The organism is Oerskovia jenensis, assembly GCF_016907235.1.
GTDB lineage: Bacteria > Actinomycetota > Actinomycetes > Actinomycetales > Cellulomonadaceae > Oerskovia > Oerskovia jenensis.
Genome location: NZ_JAFBBO010000001.1, coordinates 2,560,534 through 2,581,907, shown reverse-complemented (window position 1 = coordinate 2,581,907; position 21,374 = coordinate 2,560,534). Strand labels below are relative to the sequence as shown.

Annotated in this window: 25 protein-coding genes; 12 read left to right on the top strand and 13 right to left on the bottom strand. The window is 73.4% G+C overall.

The window, feature by feature from the left end:
* Window positions 1–21: 21 nt before the first annotated feature.
* The gene (locus JOD49_RS11570) at window positions 22–645 is read right to left on the bottom strand and encodes a DUF305 domain-containing protein (protein ID WP_205307314.1); all 624 of its coding nucleotides are present in this window, start codon (window positions 643–645) and stop codon (window positions 22–24) included.
* A gap of 285 nt (window positions 646–930) precedes the next feature.
* Here JOD49_RS11570 and JOD49_RS11565 point away from each other — a divergent pair, with 285 nt between their 5' ends.
* A complete protein-coding gene (locus JOD49_RS11565; RefSeq protein ID WP_205307313.1) occupies window positions 931–2,289 on the top strand; it encodes an FNR domain-containing protein in 1,359 nt (452 codons plus the stop codon).
* A 73-nt stretch (window positions 2,290–2,362) separates the two neighbouring features.
* Here the strand turns inward: JOD49_RS11565 and JOD49_RS11560 are convergent, their stop codons facing one another.
* The gene (locus tag JOD49_RS11560; protein WP_239525201.1) at window positions 2,363–2,956 is read right to left on the bottom strand and encodes a DoxX family protein; all 594 of its coding nucleotides are present in this window, start codon (window positions 2,954–2,956) and stop codon (window positions 2,363–2,365) included.
* Window positions 2,957–3,084: 128 nt separating this feature from the next.
* A complete protein-coding gene (locus tag JOD49_RS11555; protein ID WP_205307312.1) occupies window positions 3,085–3,654 on the bottom strand; it encodes a GNAT family N-acetyltransferase in 570 nt (189 codons plus the stop codon).
* Window positions 3,655–3,742: 88 nt separating this feature from the next.
* Between JOD49_RS11555 and JOD49_RS11550 the strand changes: the two genes are divergently transcribed.
* The 3 genes from JOD49_RS11550 to JOD49_RS11540 all read left to right on the top strand — a co-directional run bounded on the left by JOD49_RS11550 (window position 3,743) and on the right by JOD49_RS11540 (window position 6,593).
* On the top strand, window positions 3,743–4,342 hold the full coding sequence (locus JOD49_RS11550) for a hypothetical protein (RefSeq protein WP_205307311.1): 600 nt from the start codon (window positions 3,743–3,745) through the stop codon (window positions 4,340–4,342).
* A gap of 80 nt (window positions 4,343–4,422) precedes the next feature.
* On the top strand, window positions 4,423–4,809 hold the full coding sequence (locus JOD49_RS11545; protein ID WP_205307310.1) for an ArsR/SmtB family transcription factor: 387 nt from the start codon (window positions 4,423–4,425) through the stop codon (window positions 4,807–4,809).
* Window positions 4,806–6,593 carry a SulP family inorganic anion transporter gene (locus JOD49_RS11540; RefSeq protein ID WP_205307309.1) on the top strand — a complete coding sequence of 596 codons (1,788 nt, stop codon included), beginning with the start codon at window positions 4,806–4,808 and terminating at the stop codon, window positions 6,591–6,593. The genes JOD49_RS11545 and JOD49_RS11540 overlap by 4 nt, the downstream gene beginning before the upstream one ends.
* On the opposite strand, the gene JOD49_RS11535 is transcribed toward JOD49_RS11540, so the two are convergent.
* The 4 genes from JOD49_RS11535 to JOD49_RS11520 form a co-directional block, all read right to left on the bottom strand.
* On the bottom strand, window positions 6,583–6,876 hold the full coding sequence (locus JOD49_RS11535) for a DUF1905 domain-containing protein (RefSeq protein WP_205307308.1): 294 nt from the start codon (window positions 6,874–6,876) through the stop codon (window positions 6,583–6,585). The two genes, JOD49_RS11540 and JOD49_RS11535, sit on opposite strands and share 11 nt — an antisense overlap.
* Before the next feature lie 56 nt (window positions 6,877–6,932).
* Window positions 6,933–7,553, bottom strand: coding sequence for a hypothetical protein (locus JOD49_RS11530; RefSeq protein WP_205307307.1), 621 nt, complete (start codon window positions 7,551–7,553; stop codon window positions 6,933–6,935).
* A 68-nt stretch (window positions 7,554–7,621) separates the two neighbouring features.
* Window positions 7,622–8,026, bottom strand: a complete 405-nt coding sequence (locus JOD49_RS11525) for a hypothetical protein (protein WP_205307306.1) — start codon at window positions 8,024–8,026, stop codon at window positions 7,622–7,624.
* A complete protein-coding gene (locus JOD49_RS11520; RefSeq protein ID WP_205307305.1) occupies window positions 8,023–8,484 on the bottom strand; it encodes an SMI1/KNR4 family protein in 462 nt (153 codons plus the stop codon). Before JOD49_RS11520 ends, JOD49_RS11525 begins: the two co-directional genes overlap by 4 nt.
* A 128-nt stretch (window positions 8,485–8,612) precedes the next feature.
* Here JOD49_RS11520 and JOD49_RS11515 point away from each other — a divergent pair, with 128 nt between their 5' ends.
* Window positions 8,613–9,020 (top strand): type II toxin-antitoxin system VapC family toxin, encoded by a 408-nt coding sequence (locus tag JOD49_RS11515; protein WP_205307304.1) that lies wholly within the window; start codon window positions 8,613–8,615, stop codon window positions 9,018–9,020.
* A 30-nt stretch (window positions 9,021–9,050) separates the two neighbouring features.
* On the opposite strand, the gene JOD49_RS11510 is transcribed toward JOD49_RS11515, so the two are convergent.
* On the bottom strand, window positions 9,051–10,079 hold the full coding sequence (locus tag JOD49_RS11510; RefSeq protein WP_205307303.1) for an alpha/beta hydrolase: 1,029 nt from the start codon (window positions 10,077–10,079) through the stop codon (window positions 9,051–9,053).
* Between the two features lie 228 nt (window positions 10,080–10,307).
* Here JOD49_RS11510 and JOD49_RS11505 point away from each other — a divergent pair, with 228 nt between their 5' ends.
* The 3 genes from JOD49_RS11505 to JOD49_RS11495 are packed head-to-tail and all read left to right on the top strand — an operon-like array spanning window position 10,308 to window position 12,347.
* Window positions 10,308–10,751 carry a DoxX family protein gene (locus JOD49_RS11505; protein ID WP_205307302.1) on the top strand — a complete coding sequence of 148 codons (444 nt, stop codon included), beginning with the start codon at window positions 10,308–10,310 and terminating at the stop codon, window positions 10,749–10,751.
* Window positions 10,752–10,806: 55 nt separating this feature from the next.
* The gene (locus JOD49_RS11500; protein WP_205307301.1) at window positions 10,807–11,646 is read left to right on the top strand and encodes an alpha/beta fold hydrolase; all 840 of its coding nucleotides are present in this window, start codon (window positions 10,807–10,809) and stop codon (window positions 11,644–11,646) included.
* 29 nt (window positions 11,647–11,675) lie between these two features.
* The gene (locus tag JOD49_RS11495; protein WP_205307300.1) at window positions 11,676–12,347 is read left to right on the top strand and encodes a M23 family metallopeptidase; all 672 of its coding nucleotides are present in this window, start codon (window positions 11,676–11,678) and stop codon (window positions 12,345–12,347) included.
* Between the two features lie 40 nt (window positions 12,348–12,387).
* Here JOD49_RS11495 and JOD49_RS11490 read toward each other — a convergent pair whose 3' ends face one another.
* The 3 genes from JOD49_RS11490 to JOD49_RS11480 form a co-directional block, all read right to left on the bottom strand.
* The gene (locus JOD49_RS11490) at window positions 12,388–12,876 is read right to left on the bottom strand and encodes a nitroreductase/quinone reductase family protein (protein ID WP_205307299.1); all 489 of its coding nucleotides are present in this window, start codon (window positions 12,874–12,876) and stop codon (window positions 12,388–12,390) included.
* 116 nt (window positions 12,877–12,992) lie between these two features.
* Window positions 12,993–14,297 carry an LLM class flavin-dependent oxidoreductase gene (locus tag JOD49_RS11485; protein WP_205307298.1) on the bottom strand — a complete coding sequence of 435 codons (1,305 nt, stop codon included), beginning with the start codon at window positions 14,295–14,297 and terminating at the stop codon, window positions 12,993–12,995.
* The gene (locus JOD49_RS11480) at window positions 14,294–15,265 is read right to left on the bottom strand and encodes an LLM class flavin-dependent oxidoreductase (protein WP_205307297.1); all 972 of its coding nucleotides are present in this window, start codon (window positions 15,263–15,265) and stop codon (window positions 14,294–14,296) included. The genes JOD49_RS11485 and JOD49_RS11480 overlap by 4 nt, the downstream gene beginning before the upstream one ends.
* Before the next feature lie 115 nt (window positions 15,266–15,380).
* On the opposite strand from JOD49_RS11480, the gene JOD49_RS11475 reads away from it, so the two are divergent.
* Window positions 15,381–16,016 carry a nitroreductase family protein gene (locus tag JOD49_RS11475; RefSeq protein ID WP_205307296.1) on the top strand — a complete coding sequence of 212 codons (636 nt, stop codon included), beginning with the start codon at window positions 15,381–15,383 and terminating at the stop codon, window positions 16,014–16,016.
* A 104-nt stretch (window positions 16,017–16,120) separates the two neighbouring features.
* Here JOD49_RS11475 and JOD49_RS11470 read toward each other — a convergent pair whose 3' ends face one another.
* The gene (locus tag JOD49_RS11470; RefSeq protein ID WP_205307295.1) at window positions 16,121–16,864 is read right to left on the bottom strand and encodes a DUF305 domain-containing protein; all 744 of its coding nucleotides are present in this window, start codon (window positions 16,862–16,864) and stop codon (window positions 16,121–16,123) included.
* Between the two features lie 161 nt (window positions 16,865–17,025).
* Between JOD49_RS11470 and JOD49_RS11465 the strand changes: the two genes are divergently transcribed.
* Window positions 17,026–18,759, top strand: a complete 1,734-nt coding sequence (locus JOD49_RS11465; protein ID WP_239525200.1) for a carbohydrate-binding protein — start codon at window positions 17,026–17,028, stop codon at window positions 18,757–18,759.
* 207 nt (window positions 18,760–18,966) lie between these two features.
* Complete coding sequence (locus JOD49_RS11460; protein WP_205307294.1) at window positions 18,967–19,194, top strand: hypothetical protein; 228 nt, start codon at window positions 18,967–18,969, stop codon at window positions 19,192–19,194.
* A gap of 132 nt (window positions 19,195–19,326) precedes the next feature.
* Here the strand turns inward: JOD49_RS11460 and JOD49_RS11455 are convergent, their stop codons facing one another.
* The gene (locus JOD49_RS11455; protein WP_205307293.1) at window positions 19,327–20,259 is read right to left on the bottom strand and encodes a helix-turn-helix transcriptional regulator; all 933 of its coding nucleotides are present in this window, start codon (window positions 20,257–20,259) and stop codon (window positions 19,327–19,329) included.
* Window positions 20,260–20,454: 195 nt separating this feature from the next.
* Here JOD49_RS11455 and JOD49_RS11450 point away from each other — a divergent pair, with 195 nt between their 5' ends.
* The gene (locus tag JOD49_RS11450; protein ID WP_205307292.1) at window positions 20,455–21,354 is read left to right on the top strand and encodes an aldo/keto reductase; all 900 of its coding nucleotides are present in this window, start codon (window positions 20,455–20,457) and stop codon (window positions 21,352–21,354) included.
* Window positions 21,355–21,374 lie beyond the last annotated feature (20 nt).

The following is a 21,374-nucleotide window of genomic DNA, read 5'->3' as shown; positions in this document are numbered from 1 at the left end:
GGTCGCCCGGACGGGCGCGACCTACCGTCCGAGCAGCGCGTCGATCTCGGCCATCTCGGCCGTCTGCACGTCGACCATGACCTGCGCGAGATCCCGGAGCCCGACGTGGCCGCCACCCTCGATCTCGCCCTGCGTCATCGCGATCGCGCCCTCGTGGTGCGAGTGCATGAGCTCGAGGAACGTCTTCTCGGCCTCGCCGACGACGGTCGGGTCGCCCGTGCTCGCGTCCGCGAGGCGTTCGAGGGACCCCATCTGGTCGCTCGTGAGCATGCCGTTCGCGACGTGCACGGAGTGCATCTGCATGAGGTCGTCGAGGCCCCAGGCGTCGGCCCAGCCGAGCATGGTCCCGATCTCCTCGGCCTGCCCGTCGAGGATCCGCTGCGCGAGGTCGCGCGTCGGTGCGCTCACGCCGTCGACGGCCAGGATGATCTCGCTCATCTCGACGGCCTGCTCGTGGTGCGGGGTCATTATCGCGACGAAGTGGGTGTCGACGTCGTTGACCTCGGCCGGGGCGGAGCCCGTGCTCGAGGTGCCGCCCGGCGCGGCCGGACCGTCCCCCGGCCCGCTGGCGTCACCGCCGGTCGAGCAGCCCGCGAGGGCGGCGGTCAGGACGAGCACGGTGAGGGCGGTGGGCAGCTTCTTCATGAGGACTCCGGTGTGTCTCGGGATCGCCGGGGCACGCGGGCGCCGGTTCCGGCGAGCGTCCGACCAGGGTAGATGCCGAGTCTGGGAGCCGACTGTGCACGGTCGGGAGCGGGAGCCGGGCCCGTGCCCCGCGGCGCCCGACGGCGGCACGCACGCGACGTCGTCGGGTCCGGTGCCGCACGAGGCGGGCGGGTGAAGGAGCGCGCCACCAGATCACCCTGTGGATCCCGCGCCCCGGCGGTCTCCGTCACAGTATGGTCAGCGCACCGACGAGGAGGCCACCGTATGACTTCCCCCCAGTCCACCGACCACCGTTCGGCCACGACCACCGTGGCGCACACCACCACCGAGGCCGACCTCCCACCCCTGCTGACGGGCTGGCGGCGGCTGTGGACGCGCCCGGCGCTCATGCCCTACGTGCGGCTCGTCGTCCTGGTCCTGGCGGTCAACGTCGGGGCGGCCTTCGCCCTGCTCCCGGGCACGTCGACGACCGCACGTCTCGACCTGACCCTGACGGCGGCCGCGCTGAACCTCGGGGCCGCGGCCGTGATCCGGCAGCAGCACGTGGTCAACCTGCTGTTCCGCCTCGCCACGAGCGCCCCCGTGACGTGGCCGCTGCGCGTCCGCGCGGGGCTCGCGAAGGTCTACCACCTGGGCGGGATCCACGTCGGGGCGGCGATCTCGGCGACCGCGTGGTTCACCCTGTTCGCCGCGACGGCCCTGAGCCCGTCGGGGCGCGACGCGCTGTCGTCGCCGACCCTCGGGGTGGTCGTCGCGCTCGCCCTGCTGCTGCTGACGATCGCCGCCCTGGCCACGGCGCCGCTGCGCCGGCGGCGCCACGACCTGTTCGAGATGAGCCACCGGCTCGGCGGGTGGTCGACCCTCGCGGGCTTCGTGGCCCTGACCGTCCTGTTCGCGCACGACCTCGCGCCCGCCGACCCCTGGGCCGCGATCCTCTCGGCTCCCGCGACGTGGGTCCTGGCGGTCGTGGTCGTGTGCGTGGGGCTGCCGTGGCTGCACCTGCGCAAGGTCGCCGTGGACGTGCACACGCCGTCTTCCCACGTCGCGATCGTGCGCCTCCACCACGACCCGCGGACGTTCGTGGGTTCCTCGACCACGATCGCCCGGCACCCCCTCGGCCAGTGGCACCCGTTCGCCAACCTCGTCACGCCGAGCCGCCCCGAGCTGCGCCTCGCGATCTCCCGGGCGGGCGACTGGACCGGGTCCTTCATCGACTCCCCGCCGGACCACGTGTGGGTCCGCGGCGTCCCCACGGCCGGGGCCGGGAACGTCGGCAAGCTCTTCCGCAAGGTCGTGTGGATCACGACGGGCAGCGGGATCGGCCCGTGCCTGCCGAGCCTGCTCGCGGGCGCACCGGCCCACCTGGTGTGGGTCACGCGCACACCCGAGAAGACGTTCGGCCCCGGGCTCGTCGCCGAGATCACCGAGTCGCTGCCGGACGCCCTCGTGTGGGACACCCGCGCCCAGGGCAAGCCGGACCTCGTGGCCCTCGCGCTCGACGCGGTGCGCGCGACCGGCGCAGAGGCCGTCATCTGCATCTCCAACCGTCCGACGACGTTCGAGGTCGTCGAGGGTCTCGAGTCGCGGGGCATCCCCGCGTTCGGCGCCATCTGGGACTCCTGAGGCGCACCGCTCCTCCCCCGGCCCGACGGCGGCACGCACGTGGCGCCGTCGGGCTGCGGAAGGTCTCGAGCGGTCATCTCGGATCGCCGGTCAGCCGTCCTCCCAGCGTGCTTGCCGCGACCACGGCCGCCCCCGCGACGAAGACGACGTCCTTGAGGACGTACTGGCCCAGGAGCGTCATGCCGTCCCCGAAGAGCTCGCCGGCAAAGAGCACGACGGGCGACATCATGCCGACGAGCGCGACGGCGAGCACGATCAGGCCGACCTTCAGGCCCCGTCCCGTCAGGAGGGTCAGCCCGATGAAGGTCTCGACGACCGCAGTGAGGACGACCGCCGCCGCACCCTCCACGACCCCGAAGGTCAGGGCCCCCACGGTCTGCGTGACGATCTGCTCCGCCGGGCTCGCGCCGGGGAAGAACTTGAGCACCCCGAAGCCCAGGAACACGAGTCCGAGCGTGACCCGGAGCGCAGGCACCGACCACCGCGTCAGGTGGACCGCCAGGGCGACGGCCACGGCGTCGGAGCGCCGCGCGGGCCCCTGCCCGGTGGTCGGGTCGCCGGGCGCGGGCGGGTCGCTGGGCATGGGCGGGTCGCTGGGGGCGGGCCGGTCGCTGAGCGCGGTCGGCGAGGGCGCCGAGGTCAGGGTCTGGGGTTCGGCGGCGGGCATCTGGTCTCCTCGTCGAGAGCGTGCGGAAGATCCGGCGCCTTGCGGAGAAAGCGCCGGATCGTCCGTATATGTGATGGCTCGCCGAGCGTAGCCACCGCGGATGAGGGCCAGATGAGGCGGGCGGCCCGTCAGCCGGCGAGGCGCCCGTGCAGGTGCATGTCGTGCCAACCGTCGACGTGCTTGCCGCTCTCCCGGAGCGTGCCCTCGGGCGCGAACCCCGCCGCGAGCGCGACCTTGCACGACGCCTCGTTGCGCGTCGAGTGCACGAGCCGCAGACGGTGCAGGCCCAGGTCCGCGAACGCCCAGGCGACCAGGAGACCGACCGCACGCGGCGCGACCCGGCGACCTCGCGCGGCGGGCAGGACCCAGTACCCGACCTCTCCCCCGCCCTCGTGCAGGTCGAGGTGGTGCAGGGCGACGCGCCCGACGACCACGCCGCAGGACTCGACGGCCCAGTCCCCGGCGGCCTCCTGCTCCCAGTGCTCGGCCCGCGAGTCGATCCAGGTCTCCGCCTCGGCGACGTCGACCATCGCGCGGGCGTGCCAGAGCTGGATCGCCGGGTCCTGGTAGGCGACGAGCAGGGCCGGTGCGTCGGCCCGAACCCAGGGCCGCAGCGTCAGACCGTCGCCCGCGAGGACGGGCATGGGCTGCGCGCTCAGGCGGCCGGAGGGAACGGTGGGCTCGGTGAGGATCGGCACGCGAGCGATCGTCCCACGAGGGTTGCGGACCGGTCACGATCCGATGCAGATCGCCCCGTGACGCGGAGCCACCTGCCAGGATCCCGGCATGACGTCGCATCCGGGGCCCATGCCGCCACCCTCGCCCTCGGAGGTCGCGCACCGGCGACGCGGCCACGGGCCGGTCTGGGCCTGGGCGCTCGGAGCGTCGGGCGTCGCTCTGGTCGGAGCCTGCGTCTGGGGCGTGGTCACGGTCCTCGGGCCGTACCTGTCGCACGACCCGCTGGAGCTCATCGACAGCCCCCCGGTGACCGAGGCGCTGGAGGCTCCTTGCGCAGCGGTCCAGGCGGCGGCCGCGAATCTCGACCCAACGGCTCCGGCCCCCGAGCGGGCGGCGCAGCTCACGGGCGTGGTCACCGCGATCGACGACCTCGCGGCGTCGGTCGCCGCGCTTCCTGCCGACCTGGTCGACGGCGACAGGCCGACCCGCTACTGGGTGGTCGACTGGACGACGCTCGGGACGCGCCTCACGGACTACTCGGCAGCGCTGGTGAGCGGGGCCTCGGTCGAGCTCGACACCCCGCTCACCCAGGACGGCTACACCGTCGTGACGCGCATGGACGTGGCCGCGCCGCTCGGGTGCGAGGTGCCCGCGGTCCTCGTGGCCCTCGACCCGACGCCTCCCCCGGCACCGTCGACCGAGAGGTGACGGCGAGCCACGGCCGGCGGCGACCCGGCCTTGCCGCGACTTGAGGAGTTGCTAAACTTGTCAAGTCTCCAGGAGGTCCTGTGCCCACCACCGCCACCACGGCGCCGCTCTACGCGATCAAGGCCGAGCTGTTCCGCTCCCTCGCGCACCCCACCCGCATCCAGGCGCTCGAGGTGCTCAGCGTCGCACCCGACCACGAGGCCCCCGTGAGCGACCTGCTCGCCGCGACCGGTGTCGAGGCCTCGGTCCTGTCCCAGCACCTCGCCGTGCTCAAGCGGGCCGGCGTCGTGACCTCGTCACGCACGGGCAACACGGTCGTCTACCGGCTGAGCAGGCCGCTCGTCGCCGAGCTGCTCGTCGTGGCGCGCGCGTTCCTGCGCGAGACGCTCGACGCGTCCGGGCGACAGCTCGCCGCTGCGGACGAGCTGCCTCCCCTCCAGGGGGAGAGCGAACGGACCGGGCAGTGAGCCGGGCGGGCCGCTCGGTACGCGACCTGCTCCCCTCGCGCGCCGACGTCGACCTGCGGCCGCGGACGCTGCGCGCCGACCTGCTGGCCGGCATCACGGTCGGCGTGGTCGCCCTGCCGCTCGCCCTCGCTTTCGGTGTGAGTGCCGGGGTCGGGCCCGGTCCCGGCCTCGTGACAGCCGTGGTCGCGGGCGTCGTGGCCGCGGTGTTCGGCGGCTCGCGCGTCCAGGTCAGCGGGCCGACCGGCGCGATGGCCGTCGTCCTCGCCCCGATCGTCGCCCAGCACGGCCCCGCGGCGGTGCCCCTCGTCGCGATCCTCGCGGGCGTCGTCGTGCTGCTGGCCGGGGTGACGCGGCTGGGTCGCGTCGTGACGTTCATCCCGTGGCCCGTGGTCGAGGGGTTCACGGCCGGGATCGCCGCGATCATCTTCCTCCAGCAGGTCCCCGCGGCCTTGGGCGTCACGGGCGCGGTGGGCGGCAACCCGCTGGTGGTCGCCGTCGACTCGGTGGTCGCGGCGGTCGCGAACGGGCCCACGGCGCTGTGGACGGTCGGCACCGTGGCGCTCGTCGCCGTCGTGATGCTGGTGCTGCCGCGCGTGGCTCCTGCGCTGCCCGCCTCGCTCGTCGCGGTCGTGCTCGCGACCGTCGTCGCCCAGCTCGCCGGCGCGCCCGTCGCGCGCATCGGGGCGCTGCCCGACTCCCTGCCCCTGCCGACCGTGCCGCCCCTCGACGCGGGCTTGCTGCGGTCGCTGATCGGCCCTGCGTTCGCCGTCGCTGCCCTTGCCGCGATCGAGTCCCTCCTGTCGGCGCGCGTCGCTGCGGCCATGCCCTCGCCCGAGCCGGCCGGTCGAGCCGGGCGCGCGGTTCCCGGACGCGGCACCTCCGGGGCCCGCACCCCGGCCGTGCCCGACGACGCCTCCCACCGCTACGACCCCGACCGCGAGCTCGTGGGCCAGGGCCTGGCATCGATCGCGAGCGGCGTGTTCGGCGGGATGCCCGCGACGGGCGCGATCGCACGGACCGCGGTCAACGTGCGCGCGGGTGCCCGGACGCGGCTCGCGGCCGTCGTGCACTCGGTCGTCATCCTGGGCGTCATCTACCTGGCGACGGGACCCGTCTCGGCGATCCCGCTCGCGGCGCTGGCCGGTGTCCTGATGGTCACCGCGGTGCGCATGGTCTCGGTCGCGACCCTCCGCGCCGTGCTCACTTCGACCCGGGCGGACGCCCTCGTGCTCGTGGTGACAGCGGTCGTGACGATCGCGGTCGACCTCATCGAGGCCGTGCAGATCGGGCTCCTCGTCGCGGCGTTCTTCGCGCTGCGGTCGGTCGCGAAGGCGGCGGCCGTGCACCGGGAGCCGCTCCCCGGGCCCGCAGTGCCGGGCGACGAGCACATCGCGCTCTACCGGCTCGACGGCGCCATGTTCTTCGGCGCGGCGGACCGCATCCACGCCCAGATCCGCGACGACCAGGACGCCCTGGTCGTCGTCCTGCGGCTCTCGCACCTGCGCCTCGTCGACGCGACGGGCGCCCACGCGCTGGGCGAGCTCGTCGCGGACCTCGAGCGCTCGGGCGTCACGGTCCTGGTCAAGGGCATCCAGCCCGCCCACCTGCCCGTGCTGACACGCGTCGGCGTGCTCGACGAGCTGCGCCACGAGAAGCACCTGTTCGCAGACCTGCCGCCCGCGATCGAGCACGCTCGCTCGCACGTCGTGCGGGCTCAGGCCGGGACCGCGGAGCGGCCCACGAGCGCCGCCGAGGTCCCACCCCGGGACGCCCTCACCGCGTGACGTCGAGCGTCAGGAGCACCGTGACCACGTCGCCCAGCTCGACGCCCTCTGCCGCACGGATCGCGTCCTTGAGCGGCACGACGTACAGGCCGTCCTTCGCGAAGAGCGACGTCGTCCAGGTCGTGCCCCCGATGCGCGCCGAGACGGGGATCATGCCCCAGCCGTAGGTCACGAGAGCCGCGACCTCGTGGATGCGGGCGCTCTCGTCGTCGGGCACGGTCACGAAGTGGAAGGGCGCGGGCCCCCGCCAGTGCCACACCTCGCCGACGGCCTCGATCTCCATCCGCCCAGCATCCCCCGGGGACGCGCCGCCCGCCGCCCCTGCGCCGAGCGCGCAGCTCAGACCAGGATCGCGACCACGGTGACGAACAGCGTGACGAGGACGAGGAGCACACCGAGGCCGACGAGCAGGCTGACGGCGACGGGGTGGGCCTGGCGCCACGGCACGAGGCGCGGGTCGAGGGCACGGAGCTGGGTCGGCGTGACGGGCTGACGAATCGGCGTGAGCGGGACGCCGCGACCGGCGAGGTCGAGCGCGAGGGCGGAGAGCTGCTCGCGGTCCCACATCTGTCCCACGAGCAGGAGGAGACGCTTGCGCGGTCCGACGACGACGAGGTGATGGGTGGGCGCGGCGCCGGCGAACCCCATGCTGTCGATCGTGACGACGCGTTCCATGTCCTCGACCGTGAACGTCTTCGACCGCCCCCACCCCTGGACCGTGAGGGTCCCGTCACCGAACGTGACGCGCGACGTGTCGGCCACCTGGCGGGCGAGGGCGTACGTCAGCGGGATCATGGCGAGCACGAGGCCCAGGAAGACGAGCGGGAGCGCGATGCTCCGCGTGGTGATCGCGAGCGTGACCGCGTTCAGCCCGAGGAGCGGCGCCAGGATCCCGATGAGCATCAGGTTGGTGCGCACCATGCGCCGCTTCGCGTCGTCGTGCAGGGTCAGCTCGGTCATGCGCGACATCGTCCCACGGCCGATACCGGCGTCCGGGACTGCGCCCGCGCCTCGACTCCCCGCTCCGCTCAGGCGCGGGTCGCCGTCGCGACGGCCCGCTCGAAAGCGCCCGCGAGCGCCGCACGGACCGCGTCCGGGGCGTCGGGGGCGCAGCGCGCGGCCACGGTCGCCGCGAGCTCGGCGAGGTGGGGCAGCAGGGCGTCGAGCTCCGGGGTCGTCGCGTCGAGCTCGTGCGCGGGCACGACGACCGTCGCGGTGATCCGTCGCCGCGACCGGGAGAACCGGACGTTGCGGACCCCGGCCGGGCCGGCCGAGGGCGTGACCGAGCCGCCGAGCGCGAGCATGACGTCGAGCTCGTCCAGGCCCGGGACGTCGAGCGGGGCGCACTCGGCCAGGAGCGCGCGGCGCAGCCGGACCACCGCGCCGACATCCCGGTCGGGGCCGCCCAGGACGTTGCGCTGCGCGAGGATCATGCGGTCGGCCCGGTCGGCGGGGTGGGCGGGGTGGGCGGGAGGTCGGGTAGGTTCTGGTCGAGCAGGTCCGCGAAGGTCTCGGCGAGAGTGCGCCGCTCGCCCGTGTCGTGGTCGAAGGTCACGACGGGGCCGTCGTTCGTGATCACGAGGGGATTGCCCGAGCCGTCGAACCCGATCACGAGCCCTTCGTCCGCGACGGCCCAGCCGTCCGCGCGGAAGGCGCGCGTGAGGGCCGCGACGTCGGCGCCCTCGAGGAGCGGCGCGTTGTGCAGCCCGTGGACGGGGACGCCCACGAAGCAGCCGCCGTGCCGCCCGACCACCTCCACGTACCCAGGGTCGAGGACCACGTCGAGGCCGCTCACGGCCTCCTCGATCTCGTCGCGCGTCGAGGGCTCGCCCGCGCCGTAGAGGGCCACCGCGGCGTCGAGCCGCGCCAGGAGGTCGGGGGTCAGCACCATACGTGCACGGTAGCCGGGGCCTGGGACAGCCCGACGACGTCACGCGCCCCGGGTGCGTCTGTCGCCGCCGGGCGGGACCATGGCGGAGGCACGTACACCCTCCTCTCCCCACACCAGCGAGGTGCTCCATGACCCGGTTCGTCGTCGACCCCGGCACGGTCCTGCGGCTCGTCGCCGACGACTCCCAGGTCTCGGACACGCACGAGCTGCTCGCGCCGACCCTCCTGCGGTCGCAGACGTTGTCCGCTCTGCACGAGGCCGTGCATCGCGGTGACCTGTCGGTCGAGGTCGGACGGGAGCGGCTGGCCCGCGTCGGCCGTCTGAAGATCCGGCTCCTCGGCGACGGCGTGCTGCGCCGCACCGCGTGGACGGTGGCTGATCGGCTCGGCTGGGCCTCGACCTACGACGCCGAGTACGTGGCCCTCACGCAGCTCCAGGGGGATGCCCTCGTCACGACGGACGCCGAGCTCGCTCGCGCGGTCCGCGGCGTGATCGAGACCGCGCCGTACGAGGCGCTGCTCGACGCGGGGGCTTGACCCACACCAGGATGAGGGGCCCCGGAAGTGTCAGGGTCTCGACGCCGCCAGTCGGTCGAGCGCCCCGATCGACGCCTCGACGATCTGCGCCTGGGCCTCGGCCCGGCTCGTGGTCGGTTCACCGTCCCCCGGTTGCGCCCCGTAGTCGGCGAAGAAGGCGTGGACGGCCCCCGGGATCTCGACGAGCTCGGCCGTGACGGGCAGGTCGGCGCGGGACGCCTCGATCTTGTCGGGCGTGGTCAGGCCGTCGCGCGATCCCCACACCGACGTCACCTCGACGTCCGCCGCGCTCATGTCGGCGGCCGGGTACGAGGCGTGCAGGAGCAGGCCGTCGACCTCGTCGTCGTGCGCGGCGGCGAACGACGCGGCGACGACGCCACCCAGGGAGTGACCGCCCACGGCCCAGGTGTCGACCTCGTCGAACGCCGCCATCGCGGAGGCCGACTGGTTCGGAGACGTGAAGGCGATCCCCAGGGGTTCCTTGAGCGCCACGACCAGGTAGCCCGCCTCGGCGAGCGGGCGGAGCACCGCGGCTGTGGCGCGCACGTCCACCCGAGCCCCCGGCGAGTAGACGAGCCCGGTCGTCGCCTCCCCGTCCCGCGGGACGAACGCGATCCATCCTGCCTCGTCGAGCACCTCGACCGAGTCGTCGCTCTCGAGGGCCGCGAGCGCCGGGGTGGTCGCCGGGAAGGGCCTGAGCCACACGACCGCCGCAGCGAGCGCCACGAGCACGGTCAGTCCCGCACCGAGGGAGATCCCGCGGAGCACACGCCGGGATCGCGACCGCTCCGGGCGCCGAGCCGGCCGCCGAGCCTGCACGACGGTCACCAGGAGGAGAAGCACTCCGGCGACCGCGCTCGCCACCAGGACGGCGGTGAGCGCCCAGTGCTGGTGCCGGACCGCGTCCCCCGTCGTCGCCACGACCCACACGGGTGCGACGACCAGCACGACCCCCAGGAGGGCGAGCAGGAGGAGTCCGACCAGCCCGCTCCGCGACCTGCGGCCCTCGTCGTCCGGCTGTCCGGGTCCGGCTTCCGTCCGGACGTTCGGCGTGCTCATCCCTGCTCCAGAACTCTCGACGACGCCTCCGGAAGACCGGGGCGATCGCCACGCTAGCAGCGGCTCGGCGCGCGCAGCCGACGACCGTGGTCGCGCGTCAGGGGCACCGGCATCCCCGTCGTGCCGCGGCGCGGACCAGGGCAGCCACGCAGGGGCGCTGCGCCGTCGGGCCGGACCGCCACGGCGCCCCCAGATGCCAACCGGGGCGACCCGGGCGAGCATGGCCGGATGAGCACCCTCCTGACCGCCGACCCACCGCCCGACACCGTGGCCCGCCGGATCGGGCGCATCGCGCTCGGGCTGAGCCTCGTCTTCGCGGGGATCGGTCACCTGACCTTCTCGCGCGAGGAGTTCCAGGCCCAGGTGCCCGACTGGTTCCCCGTGAACGAGGACGTCACGGTCCTCGCGTCGGGCGCGGTCGAGATCGCGCTCGGCTCCTCTCTCGTCGTCCTCTCGCGACGGCGGGTCGCGGTGGGGCTGGTCGCGGCCGCGTTCTTCGTCGTGATCTTCCCGGGGAACGTCGGGCAGTGGCTCGAGCACAAGGACGGGTTCGGGCTCGACACCGACGCCAAGCGGCTCGGGCGGCTCTTCTTCCAGCCCTTGCTCGTCGCGTGGGCGCTGTGGTCGACGGGCGCGTTCCGCGCACTGCGGCAGGCACGGCACCAGGACTGACCGCGGCCGCTCGAGCACCACCAGACCCGACGCACTCGGACGAAAGGAACCACTCATGGGCTACATCACCTCCGGCAGCGAGAACACCACCCCGGTCGAGCTGTACTACGAGGACCACGGCACCGGACGGACCGTCGTGCTCATCCACGGCTACCCCCTCGACGGGCACAGCTGGGAACGTCAGACGCGTACCCTGCTCGACGCCGGGTACCGCGTGGTGACGTACGACCGTCGGGGCTTCGGCCGGTCCAGCAAGGTCGGGACGGGCTACGACTACGACACGTTCGCGGCCGACCTGCACGCCGTCCTCGAAGCGCTCGACCTGCGCGACGTCGCCCTCGTGGGCTTCTCGATGGGCACGGGCGAGCTGGCCCGGTACGTCGCGAACCACGGCCACGAGCGCGTCGCGAAGCTCGCGTTCCTCGCCTCGCTCGAACCTTTCCTCGTCCAGCGCGACGACAACCCGACGGGTGTCCCGCAGGAGGTCTTCGACGGGATCGTCGAGACGGCCCGCGCCGACCGCTTCGCCTGGTTCACGCAGTTCTACGCCGACTTCTACAACCTCGACGAGAACCTCGGGACACGCATCTCGCAGGAGGCCGTGACGGCGAGCTGGAACACCGCCACGGGGTCGGCCCCCGTCGCCGCCTACGCCGTGGTCCCGACCTGGATCGAGGACTTCCGCGCCGACGTCGCGGCGGTGAGGGCGAGCGGCAAGCCCGCCCTGATCCTGCACGGCACGGCCGACCGGATCCTGCCGATCGACTCGACGGGCCGTCCGTTCCACGCGGCGTTCCCCGAGGCCGACTACGTCGAGGTCGACGGCGCCCCCCACGGCCTGCTCTGGACCCACGCGGAGGAGGTCGACCGGGCACTGCTCGCGTTCCTCGCGTAGGGCGGGACGGCACGCGTGGCGGAGGCGCCATGACCGTGACGCTCGCGCTGCCGTTCCGTGGGCGTTGGCTCGTGCAGAACAGTCCTGCGCGCCGGGTCCCGAGCCACGGCGTCGACCTCCTGGGCCAGCGGTATGCGATCGACTTCGTGGGCGTCGACTCCCGGCACCGCACGGCCGCGGTCCGCGACTGGCGCACGGTCCTCGCGACCGAACCCCCCGAACGTTTCGTCGCGTTCGGTCGCCCGGTCCTCGCGCCCGCGGCCGGCGTCGTCGTCCAGGTGCACGACGGCGAGGACGACCACGCCGCCCGGCGCTCCCAGGTGTCCCTCGTGCCCTACGCGCTCGGGGCCGCGGCGCGGCTGCGGCAGGGCGTGCACGCCGTGGCCGGGAACCACGTGACCATCGCGCTGCCGGGGTCCGTGGCCCTCGTGTCGGTCGTGCACCTGCGGCGCGGGTCCTTGCTGGTCCGGGTCGGCGACGAGGTGCGGGTCGGGCAGCCGCTCGCCGAGTGCGGGAACTCCGGGAACTCGACCCAGCCGCACGTGCACCTGCAGGTCACCGACAGCGCCGACCTCACGGTCGCCCGCGGCGTGCCGATCACGTTCCGCGACTTCCGCGAGTGGCCGCGCGGGCGGGGCGAGCCCCTCGACCGGGTGACGGGGCTGCCCGACGAACGCTCCGTCGTCGAACCGCTGGGGTGACGCTCGGCGCGGCCCTCCGGACGGGAGCAGGTCCCTCCCCTCAGGCGAGGGGTTGGAGCCGGAAGAGTCGGACCACGCGCCCCGACTCGCGCTCGTACGCGCGGTACCCGGGCCACTGCGCCTGGATCAGTTCCCACGCGGCCTCGCGCTCGTCGTCGGACTCGAGCAGGCTCGCCCGGACCCGCAGGTCCCGGCCGCGCACCGTGATCGAGGCGTCGGGGTGCGCCAGCAGGTTGTACGTCCACGCCGGGTGGCGGTCGCGCGCGAACGACGTGCCCGCGACGATCGCTCGACCGTGACCGTCGGGCGTGTACATGAGGTAGGTGCTGCGCGGCTCGCCCGACCGCGCGCCCGTCGTGTGCAGGACGAGTGACGGGACGAGGATCGCGCTGATCTGCCACCGCCCGCCCGACACGCGCGCGAGGAACCGCTCGACCGGCGGCAGCACGACCGGGGCGACCCGGCGGAAGGAGCGCGTGCGCGTGAGCGGGGCGACCACGGACCGGACGACCTGCAGCAGCGAGGGCATGCCCCCATGATCGCCGGGGTAGCCGCGGGGCGCGTCCCGGCGGGCTCGTCGCACCCTGGCCGGGCACGACGCACCCGACCGGGACGTCGCCGAGGACGATGCCCGACGCCGTCCCCTCAGCCACGCGCCCCCTGCACGACCGCGCTGCGCAGCCCGAGGTTCTCGCGCAACGTCGTCCCGGGATACTCCGTGCGGTAGACCCCACGCGACTGGAGCTCGGGCACGAGCCGGTCCACGACGTCGTCGAAGCCGTCGGGGACCGACTGCGGCGTGAGGTTGATGCCGTCGAGGGCCCCTGCGCGGACGTACTCGGCGAGCCGGTCGGCCACGCCCCCGGGCGTCCCGACGAACGCGGCCGAGGTCGTGACCCTGTCGACGAGCTGCCGGACCGTGAGCCCCTCGTCGGCCACGACCTTCCGCCAGCGGGCGGCCGTCTCGAGGGGCCGGTCGCGGGTGTTGACGACGCCGTGGGTCCTGGTCTGCTCGGCCGAGACCGGGTCGACGTCGGGCAGTGGGCCGTCGGGGTCGAGCCAGGACAGGTCGCGACCCCAGACCGCCTCGACGACCGCGAGGACCATGCGGTCGGTCCACGTCCGCCGGTGGAACCACTCCGCCTTCTCACGCGCCTCGGCCTCGGTGTCCCCCAGGGTGATGCTCGCCGCAGGGAAGATCCGCAGGGCGCCCGCCGGCCGCCCGTGCGCCACGAGCCGACGCCGCATGTCGTCGGCGAACGACGTCGCGGCGTCGAGGTCGAGGTACCGCGAGAAGATCCCTTCGGCGTGCCGGGCGGCGAAGTCCCGCCCTTCGTCGGACTCACCGGCCTGGAACAGGACCGGCCGGCCCTGGGCCGAGGGCGCCAGCGGGGACGTCGCGACCAGGTCGTAGTGCGCGCCCGTGTGCCGCACCTCGGCGCCCTGCTCGGCGTCCCACAGGCGTCGGGCGACCGCGAGGTGCTCCTCGGCGAGCCGGTATCGCTCCGAGGCGGGCAGGTACCCGCCGCGACGGAAGTTGGCCCCCGTCCAGGCGTTCTCGGTCGTCACGAGGTTCCACCCGACACGGCCGCCCGAGAGACGGTCCACGGTCGCGACGCGCGCGGCCAGGTCGACCGGGTCCGAGAACGTGGTGTTGAGCGTCGCGACGAACCCCAGGTGCCGGGTCCGGGCGGCCAGGTGCGCGAAGAGCACGAGCTGGTCCGGTCGGCCCGTGACGACGGTGTCGTTCACCCGGCCCAGGTGCTCGCGCAGCCGCTGGCTGTCACCCAGGAACAGGGCCGAGAACAGCCCACGCTCGGCCGACCGCGCCAGGCCGGCGTACGACTCGACGTCGTAGTAGTCCTCCGGGTCCTCGCGGGCGGTCCAGTCGTAGTGCGGACCGAACGGGAAGAAGCCCGCGAGGTGCAGCTCACGGCGCGGCGCGCTCATCGGGTCCCGCTCTCGTTCTCGGTGGACGACACGCTGCCGCGTGCCGAGGCGAACACTCCCGCGGGCCGCGGGAGCCCGAACAGGTCACGCAGCGTCCGCCCGCTCTCGGGTGGCGGAGCCACGAGCCCGGCCGCACGCAGGGCGGGGATCACGTCCTGCACGACGCGGCGCGCACCCTCGGGTCCCGTGGGGACGAGCCGGACCGCCGTGACGGCGCCCCCGAGCCGCCGCACCCTCTCGACGACCGCGTCGCTCTCGTCGCTCCCGGGAGCCCCGTCGCCCCCGTCGGGCTCCGGGCCCACGACGACGTCGACCACGGTCCGCTGCTCCTGCCCGCCAGGGCGCGGGAGCGTCCCGGACAGCACGGCCACGTCGGCGGGCTCCTGGTCGAGCCACCCCGCGGCGGCGAGCACGGGGACCCGACCCTGCGGTGGGCGGGGCAGCAGGGCCGGCCCCTTGATCGAGAAGCGTCGGCCGACGAAGTCGACGTAGTGGATCCGGTCGGCGTCGAGGAACCGCCCCGACGCCTGGTCGGCGACGAGAGCGCCGTCGTCCCACGAGTCCCAGAGCAGCCGCACGACCTGCACGACCTCGGCGACCTCCACGCCGAGGGCGTCGCCGACCGGCGTCCTGGACCTGGCCCGGGCGTGCGCCTCGTCGTCGACGACCTCGATCCACCAGCCCGCCCGACCACGGGAGATCCGGTCGAGGCTCGAGAGCTGGTTGGACAGGTGGAAGGGTTCGCCGTGGACCGGGTCGACGACCGGGACCAGCCCGACCCGGTCGGTCCAGGCCGCGGCGAACGACGCCGCCTCGATCGCCGACAGCCCCTCCCCGCCCGGGCCGCCGGCGAACGTGACGAGGTGCGCCCCCGCGGCTTCGAGCGCGACCACCCTCTCGCGCAACGACTCGGCCGCGTCGGCCTCCCCGGTGTCGACGTGGGCCGCGACCAGCACTCTCCCGCTCATGTCTCTCCTCCTCGCGCGGGACCCTCGACCACGGCACCTCGTGGCTCGGTCACCCTTCGAGACGATGCCGGATGCCCCGCGAACGAGCGGATGGTAGCCCGTACCATCCGCTCCCATGACCGCACCCGAGGAACTGTCCATCCTTCGAGCCCTGCACTCGACGCCGTCCCGGCGCTACCTGTCGCCCGACCCCGTCCCCGACGACGTGCTGGAGGCGATCCTCGACGCCGCGATCCGTGGCCCGAGCGGGGGCAACCGGCAGCAGTGGGCCTGGATCGTCGTGACCGACCCCGCGGTCAAGGCGAAGATCGCCGAGTGGTACCGGGAGGGCTGGCGCGCGGCCTACGGGCAGCGTCGCGACGACGTGCTGGCCGCCGCGGCGGGCGGCACGGGCGTGAGCCCCGCGACGTTCCGCGCGGTCGAGCACCTCGCGCTCCACCTCGAGGAGGCCCCCGTGTGGGTGTTCCCCGTGCTGCGGAACGCGGCGGGATCGACCGACCCGCGGCTCGGCGCCTCGATCTACGGAGCCGTCCAGCACCTGGTCCTCGCGGCCCGCGCCTACGGGATCGGGACGACCCTCACGAGCTTCCACACGGGCCACGAGGCCGAGGTCGCCGCGCTCCTCGGCCTTCCGGCCGATGCCGCGACCATGGGGCTGATCCCGCTCGGCTACCCCGAGCGCGGCCGGTGGTCGGAGCCACGGCGCCGCCCCCTGGCCGAGGTGGTCCACCGCGAACGGTGGGAGGGCTGACCGCGGGACACCGGAGCAGAGACCCTCGTCAGCCCTCGTCCGGGACCGAGGTCGTGCGGCGGACGCGGCACGTCGGCGCGGGCCCTGCTGCCCTGGCCGGCGCCTCAGAGCCCGTCGAGGAGGTCGCGCATGCGGTCGATCTCGCCCGCCTGGCCCGACGCGGTCTCGGCGGCGATCTCGTGCGCGAACAGGTCCTGCCCGTCGACCAGGACGACGTCGACCATGGCGAGCGCGCCCTGGTGGTGGGCGATCATGCCTTCGAGGAAGAGCCGGTCGAACTCGGCGCCGTCCGCCCCGGCGAGCGCGGCCATCTGCTCGGCCGTGAGCATCCCGACGACGCCGTCCCCGTGGGCGCCGTGCTCGCCCCCCGAACCCGCCGACACCCGAGGACCGGTACCCCCGAGGTCCCGTGCCCCCTCGGGAACGGCGACGTCGCGCGCCTGCAACCACGAGGCGAGCGCGTGGATCTCCGGACCCTGCGCGGCCGTGACACGCTCGGCGAACGAGCGGACGGCACCGGACTCCGCACGGTCGGGGGCGAGCGCGGCGATCTCGAGAGCCTGCAGGTGGTGCTCGATCATCCCGGCGACGAACCCGACGTCGGCCTGGTTCCAGGAGCCCTCCACCGGGGCGTCGTCGTAGTCCTCGGGCGAGACGGTCGCGTTGGTCTCCCCCGGCAGGCCGGGCTGGACGACGATGCTCGACGGCGTCGAGGTCGGCGCGGGGTCGCCCGTGCACGCCGTGGCACCGAGCACCGCCCCCACGACGACGAACCCGCAGGTCAGGACGCGGACGCTCGCGCGCGCCCCGGTCGCCGGCACCGCGTTACCGCCAGGAAAACTCCGCATGCGCTCTGTTCCCTCCGTGTAAAACCTTGCCGGACCGATCCCGTTTAAGTGGTGCATGTCACATTTGCCGGTCAGAATGCGCAGAACCCTATCAAGGAGGTGTTTCTCTCGTGCATCGAAGAACGCGCAGTCACAGAAGCCGGGTCCTGCTCGCCTCGTCCGTGGCACTCACCCTCTCCGTCTCCTCGCTCGCGGTCGCGTCGGCGGCGTACGCCGAACCGTCCGACGGATCTCCCGAGGCGGTGGCCGAGCTCCTCGAGCAGGCCCCGTCCTCGCTCCCCGCACAGCGCCTCGCTCCCCTCGCCCAGGCCACCGCCGTCCTGGCCCCCGGGGAGATCGCCGGCAGCCCCAACCTGTCCCTCGTCGCCAACATCCCGAAGAACGGGGCCTTCGCCCCCGAGGGCCAGTACAACAGCGACCTCGCCTTCCAGGACCACTACGCGTTCGCCGGGAACTACGGCGGGTTCACGGTCTACGACGTCGCGGACCCGAAGAACCCGCAGCAGGTCGCCCAGGTGGTCTGCGCCGGCTCCCAGAACGACATCTCGGTCTACGGGGACCTGCTCGTCCTGAGCACCGACTCCTCGCGCAGCAACGCCTCGTGCGACAACGTCGCCCAGAGCGCCACGATCAAGGACTCGTGGGAAGGCCTCAAGGTCTTCGACATCTCCGACCCGACGTCGCCGAAGTACGTGTCGGCCGTCGAGACCCAGTGCGGCTCGCACACGAACTCGCTCGCCCCGTCGAAGGACGGCAAGGACCTGTTCGTGTACGTCTCGTCCTACTCGCCCAACGCCGCTTTCCCCGACTGCAAGCCGCCGCACGACCTCATCAGCGTCGTGCAGATCCCGGTCGACGACCCGACGGCCGCCGCGCTCGTCTCGACCCCCGTCCTCTTCCCGGACGGCGGCAACCCGGGCGGCAACGGCTCGAGCACGACGTCGGGCTGCCACGACATCACGACCTACCCGTCCAAGGACATCGCGGCGGGCGCGTGCATGGGCGACGGCATCCTCATGGACATCACCGACCGCGCGCACCCCGTGGTCACCGAGGTCGTCCGGGACACGACGAACTTCGCGTTCTGGCACTCGGCGACGTTCAACAACGCGGGCACCAAGGTCGTCTTCACCGACGAGCTCGGCGGCGGCGGCGCACCGACCTGCAACGCGACGGTCGGGCCCGAGAAGGGCGCGGACGCGATCTACGACATCGTGGACGGACAGCTCGTGTTCAAGAGCTACTACAAGATCCCGCGCGAGCAGGCCGCGACGGAGAACTGCGTCGCGCACAACGGCTCGCTCATCCCCGTGCCGGGCCGCGACGTCATGGTCCAGGCCTGGTACCAGGGCGGCATCTCGGTGTGGGACTTCACGGACTCGGCCAACCCGGTCGAGATCGCGTGGTTCGACCGCGGAGCGCTGTCCTCCGAGCGGCTGATCCTCGGCGGCTCGTGGTCGGCGTACTGGTACAACGGCGCGATCATCTCGAACGACATCCAGAAGGGCCTCGACGTCCTGCTGCTCGACGACCCGGTGACCAACGCCGCGAAGTCGGTCCTCACGACCGAGCTCAACCCGCAGGCCCAGCCGACGTACGTCGAGCCGGCCGCGTGGGCCAAGGGCACCGCCTACGCGGGCGGCACGACGGTCACGTACAAGGGCGCCGTCTGGCGGGCCCAGTGGTGGACCCAGGGCCAGACCCCCGGGGACCCGTGGGGTCCGTGGGAGGAGATCGCGGGCGTCGACTCGAAGGGCGTCGGGGCGTGGAAGCCGACCCGCGTCTACTCCTCGGGCGAGACCGTGACGCACCAGGGCACCACGTACACCGCGAAGTGGTGGACGAGGAACCAGGCGCCCGGCGACCGCTGGGGTCCGTGGGCTCCGCAGGGCTGACCTGCGCCTCGCCCGGGCTGCGGCCCGGGTGACCACTGCCCGACGGCGCCGCTCACCTCCCGGGTGAGCGGCGCCGTCGGGCATGGGGCGGCACGGGCGCGGGTTTCGGCCCGCGGAGCACACCCACTACTGTGAGCTGCCCGCTCTGCCCCGAGGCCGGTCCTGTGGGCAGGGGACCGGGCTCGACGACCGAGAGGAACCGCACGGATGGCCAAGCCCAGGGAACGACCCTTCGTCGCGCTGATCGGTGCGCTCCTGTTCTTGGCCGGCGTGGTCCTCACCGCCCTGTTCGCCGCGGTCGCGATCTGGAACCTCGTGCACGGGGAACGAGGAGTGGCGTGGGGGATCTTCGCGGTCACCGTCCCCGTCGGGGCCGTCGGCCTCTGGCTCGTCCGGATCAGCCGGGTCCCGCTCGGCGAGGCCCTCAACCTCTGATCACCTCTCCGTGGGCCGCCCGGACGAGAGCCGGTCGGCCACCCCGCCGAGCGTGTCGCGCCGCCCGGTCGCCCACGGAGGTGAACTGCTCGGGCGGGTTCTTCGTCGTGGGGACCTGCGGCAGGGTCTTCATCAGTGGTCTTCTCCTCGAAGCGTGGACGGGGACGTGGACCGAGCGGGGTGTTCCTCCTGCTCGCGGGTCGCGGCCCAGGACGCGAGGAGCTTGAGCCCGTCGTCGGACGGGGAGCCGGGGACCGCGGTGTACACGTTGAGCTGCAACCCGGCGTCGGCGGGCAGCTCGAGTGCCTCGAAGTCGAGCTCGAGCCTGCCGACGACCGGGTGGTGGAAGACCTTGGTGCCCGTGCGGTGGAGCCGTACGTCGTGTGACGCCCACAGCCGACGGAAGTCCTCGCTGCGTGTCGACAGCTCGCCGACGAGAGCCGTGAGCGCGGTGTCGTACGGGTTCTTGCCCGCCTCGGCCCGCAGGATCGCGACCGCGTCGTGCGCGATGCGGTCGTACCGGTCTCCCCAGAACGCCTGGGCCGCCTCCGGGTCGAGGAACTGGAACCGGGCACTGTTGACCGGCCTCTTCGCGATCCGCTCGGGCGACTCGTAGATGGGCGAGTACAGGGCCCGGCCCAGCGAGTTCGCCCCGAGCACGTCGAGCCGACCGTTCCGCACGAACGCCGGAGCGCCCTCCATCGCGTCCAGGATCCGCTGGACCACCGGACGGAGGACGGGCGCGGAGGTGCGCCTGGCGCGTGACCGGGCAGCCCCGGACTGGTTCGCCGCGCGGGCGAGATCGAACAGGTGGTGGTGCTCGGCCTCGTCGAGCTGCAGCGCCTGAGACACGGCCTCGAGGACCTCCTCGGACACGCCGCCCAGGTTCCCGCGCTCGAGCCGGGTGTAGTAGTCGACGCTCACCCCCGCGAGCATCGCGACCTCCTCACGGCGCAGACCCGGCACACGCCGGTTGCCGCCGTACGCGGGCAGCCCGGCCTTGTCGGGGGTGATCCGGGCGCGGCGCGTCGTGAGGAACTCGCGGGTCTCGGCCTTCAGGTCCATGCCGTCGACGGTACGGCCGACACCCTGCTTCTGGGAGGTTCTGCCGGTACCCGGAACTCCTGCGGCTCCCGCGCCGGGTCGAGCCGGCGCAGACCGGCGCCGCACCGGACGTCGGTAACCTCGGACGTCGGGAGCTCGGAGCGGGGTACCAGCAGAACCTGCCTCATCCGGCAGACACCTCCTAGCGTGAAAGGCATGACGACGAACCCGATCCCCACGCTGACTCTGAACAACGGCACCGAGATGCCTGCCCTGGGGTACGGCGTCTTCCAGACGCCCCCGCAGGAGACCGTCGACGTGGTCACCGAAGCGCTGCGTACCGGCTACCGGCACATCGACACCGCCGCCGCCTACGGCAACGAGCGTGAGGTCGGACGCGCCATCGCCGGATCCGGTCTCGAGCGCGGCGAGATCTTCGTCGAGACGAAGGTCTGGATCAGCGACTACGGCTACGACGCGACGCTGCACGCGTTCGACAAGTCCGCCGGCAAGCTCGGCATCGAGACCATCGATCTCCTGATCCTGCACCAGGCGCTGCCGAGCCGGTTCGACCTGACGATCGAGGCCTACCGAGCGCTGGAGACGCTGCTCGCCGACGGCAAGGTCCGCGCGATCGGCGTCAGCAACTTCATGCCCGAGCACCTGACCTCGCTCCTCGAGGCCACCACGGTGGTCCCGGCCGTCAACCAGATCGAGGTCCACCCCTACTTCCAGCAGAAGGGCCTCCAGGCGCTGCACGCCGAGCACGCCATCCTCACCCAGGCGTGGTCGCCGATCGGCGGCATCACGTTCTACCCCGGCTACGGCGAGGAGCGTCGCAGCACGCTCGAGGACCCGACGATCGGCAGGATCGCCACCGCGCACGGCAGGACGCCCGCGCAGGTGATGCTGCGCTGGCACCTGCAGCAGGGCCGCTCCGCGATCCCCAAGTCCGTCACCCCCGCGCGCATCGCCGAGAACTTCGCCGTCACCGACTTCGAGCTCACGGGCGACGAGCTGGCCGCGATCGACGGCCTGGACACGGGCGTCCGCGGCGGTCCCGACCCCGCCGACATCACGCTCGAGACCTTCGGCCGCGAGATCCCCGAAGCCTGAGCACCAGCACCGCCGACAGC

Excerpts from the sequence above, each read along its gene's own strand:
- JOD49_RS11570 (WP_205307314.1), bottom strand. The coding sequence starts at position 645 with ATGAAGAAGCTGCCCACCGCCCTCACCGTGCTCGTCCTGACCGCCGCC.
- JOD49_RS11565 (WP_205307313.1), top strand. The coding sequence starts at position 931 with ATGACTTCCCCCCAGTCCACCGACCACCGTTCGGCCACGACCACCGTG.
- JOD49_RS11560 (WP_239525201.1), bottom strand. The coding sequence starts at position 2,956 with ATGCCCGCCGCCGAACCCCAGACCCTGACCTCGGCGCCCTCGCCGACC.
- JOD49_RS11550 (WP_205307311.1), top strand. The coding sequence starts at position 3,743 with ATGACGTCGCATCCGGGGCCCATGCCGCCACCCTCGCCCTCGGAGGTC.
- JOD49_RS11535 (WP_205307308.1), bottom strand. The coding sequence starts at position 6,876 with ATGGAGATCGAGGCCGTCGGCGAGGTGTGGCACTGGCGGGGGCCCGCG.
- JOD49_RS11530 (WP_205307307.1), bottom strand. The coding sequence starts at position 7,553 with ATGACCGAGCTGACCCTGCACGACGACGCGAAGCGGCGCATGGTGCGC.
- JOD49_RS11525 (WP_205307306.1), bottom strand. The coding sequence starts at position 8,026 with ATGATCCTCGCGCAGCGCAACGTCCTGGGCGGCCCCGACCGGGATGTC.
- JOD49_RS11520 (WP_205307305.1), bottom strand. The coding sequence starts at position 8,484 with ATGGTGCTGACCCCCGACCTCCTGGCGCGGCTCGACGCCGCGGTGGCC.
- JOD49_RS11515 (WP_205307304.1), top strand. The coding sequence starts at position 8,613 with ATGACCCGGTTCGTCGTCGACCCCGGCACGGTCCTGCGGCTCGTCGCC.
- JOD49_RS11510 (WP_205307303.1), bottom strand. The coding sequence starts at position 10,079 with ATGAGCACGCCGAACGTCCGGACGGAAGCCGGACCCGGACAGCCGGAC.
- JOD49_RS11505 (WP_205307302.1), top strand. The coding sequence starts at position 10,308 with ATGAGCACCCTCCTGACCGCCGACCCACCGCCCGACACCGTGGCCCGC.
- JOD49_RS11500 (WP_205307301.1), top strand. The coding sequence starts at position 10,807 with ATGGGCTACATCACCTCCGGCAGCGAGAACACCACCCCGGTCGAGCTG.
- JOD49_RS11495 (WP_205307300.1), top strand. The coding sequence starts at position 11,676 with ATGACCGTGACGCTCGCGCTGCCGTTCCGTGGGCGTTGGCTCGTGCAG.
- JOD49_RS11490 (WP_205307299.1), bottom strand. The coding sequence starts at position 12,876 with ATGCCCTCGCTGCTGCAGGTCGTCCGGTCCGTGGTCGCCCCGCTCACG.
- JOD49_RS11485 (WP_205307298.1), bottom strand. The coding sequence starts at position 14,297 with ATGAGCGCGCCGCGCCGTGAGCTGCACCTCGCGGGCTTCTTCCCGTTC.
- JOD49_RS11480 (WP_205307297.1), bottom strand. The coding sequence starts at position 15,265 with ATGAGCGGGAGAGTGCTGGTCGCGGCCCACGTCGACACCGGGGAGGCC.
- JOD49_RS11475 (WP_205307296.1), top strand. The coding sequence starts at position 15,381 with ATGACCGCACCCGAGGAACTGTCCATCCTTCGAGCCCTGCACTCGACG.
- JOD49_RS11470 (WP_205307295.1), bottom strand. The coding sequence starts at position 16,864 with ATGCGGAGTTTTCCTGGCGGTAACGCGGTGCCGGCGACCGGGGCGCGC.
- JOD49_RS11460 (WP_205307294.1), top strand. The coding sequence starts at position 18,967 with ATGGCCAAGCCCAGGGAACGACCCTTCGTCGCGCTGATCGGTGCGCTC.
- JOD49_RS11455 (WP_205307293.1), bottom strand. The coding sequence starts at position 20,259 with ATGGACCTGAAGGCCGAGACCCGCGAGTTCCTCACGACGCGCCGCGCC.
- JOD49_RS11450 (WP_205307292.1), top strand. The coding sequence starts at position 20,455 with ATGACGACGAACCCGATCCCCACGCTGACTCTGAACAACGGCACCGAG.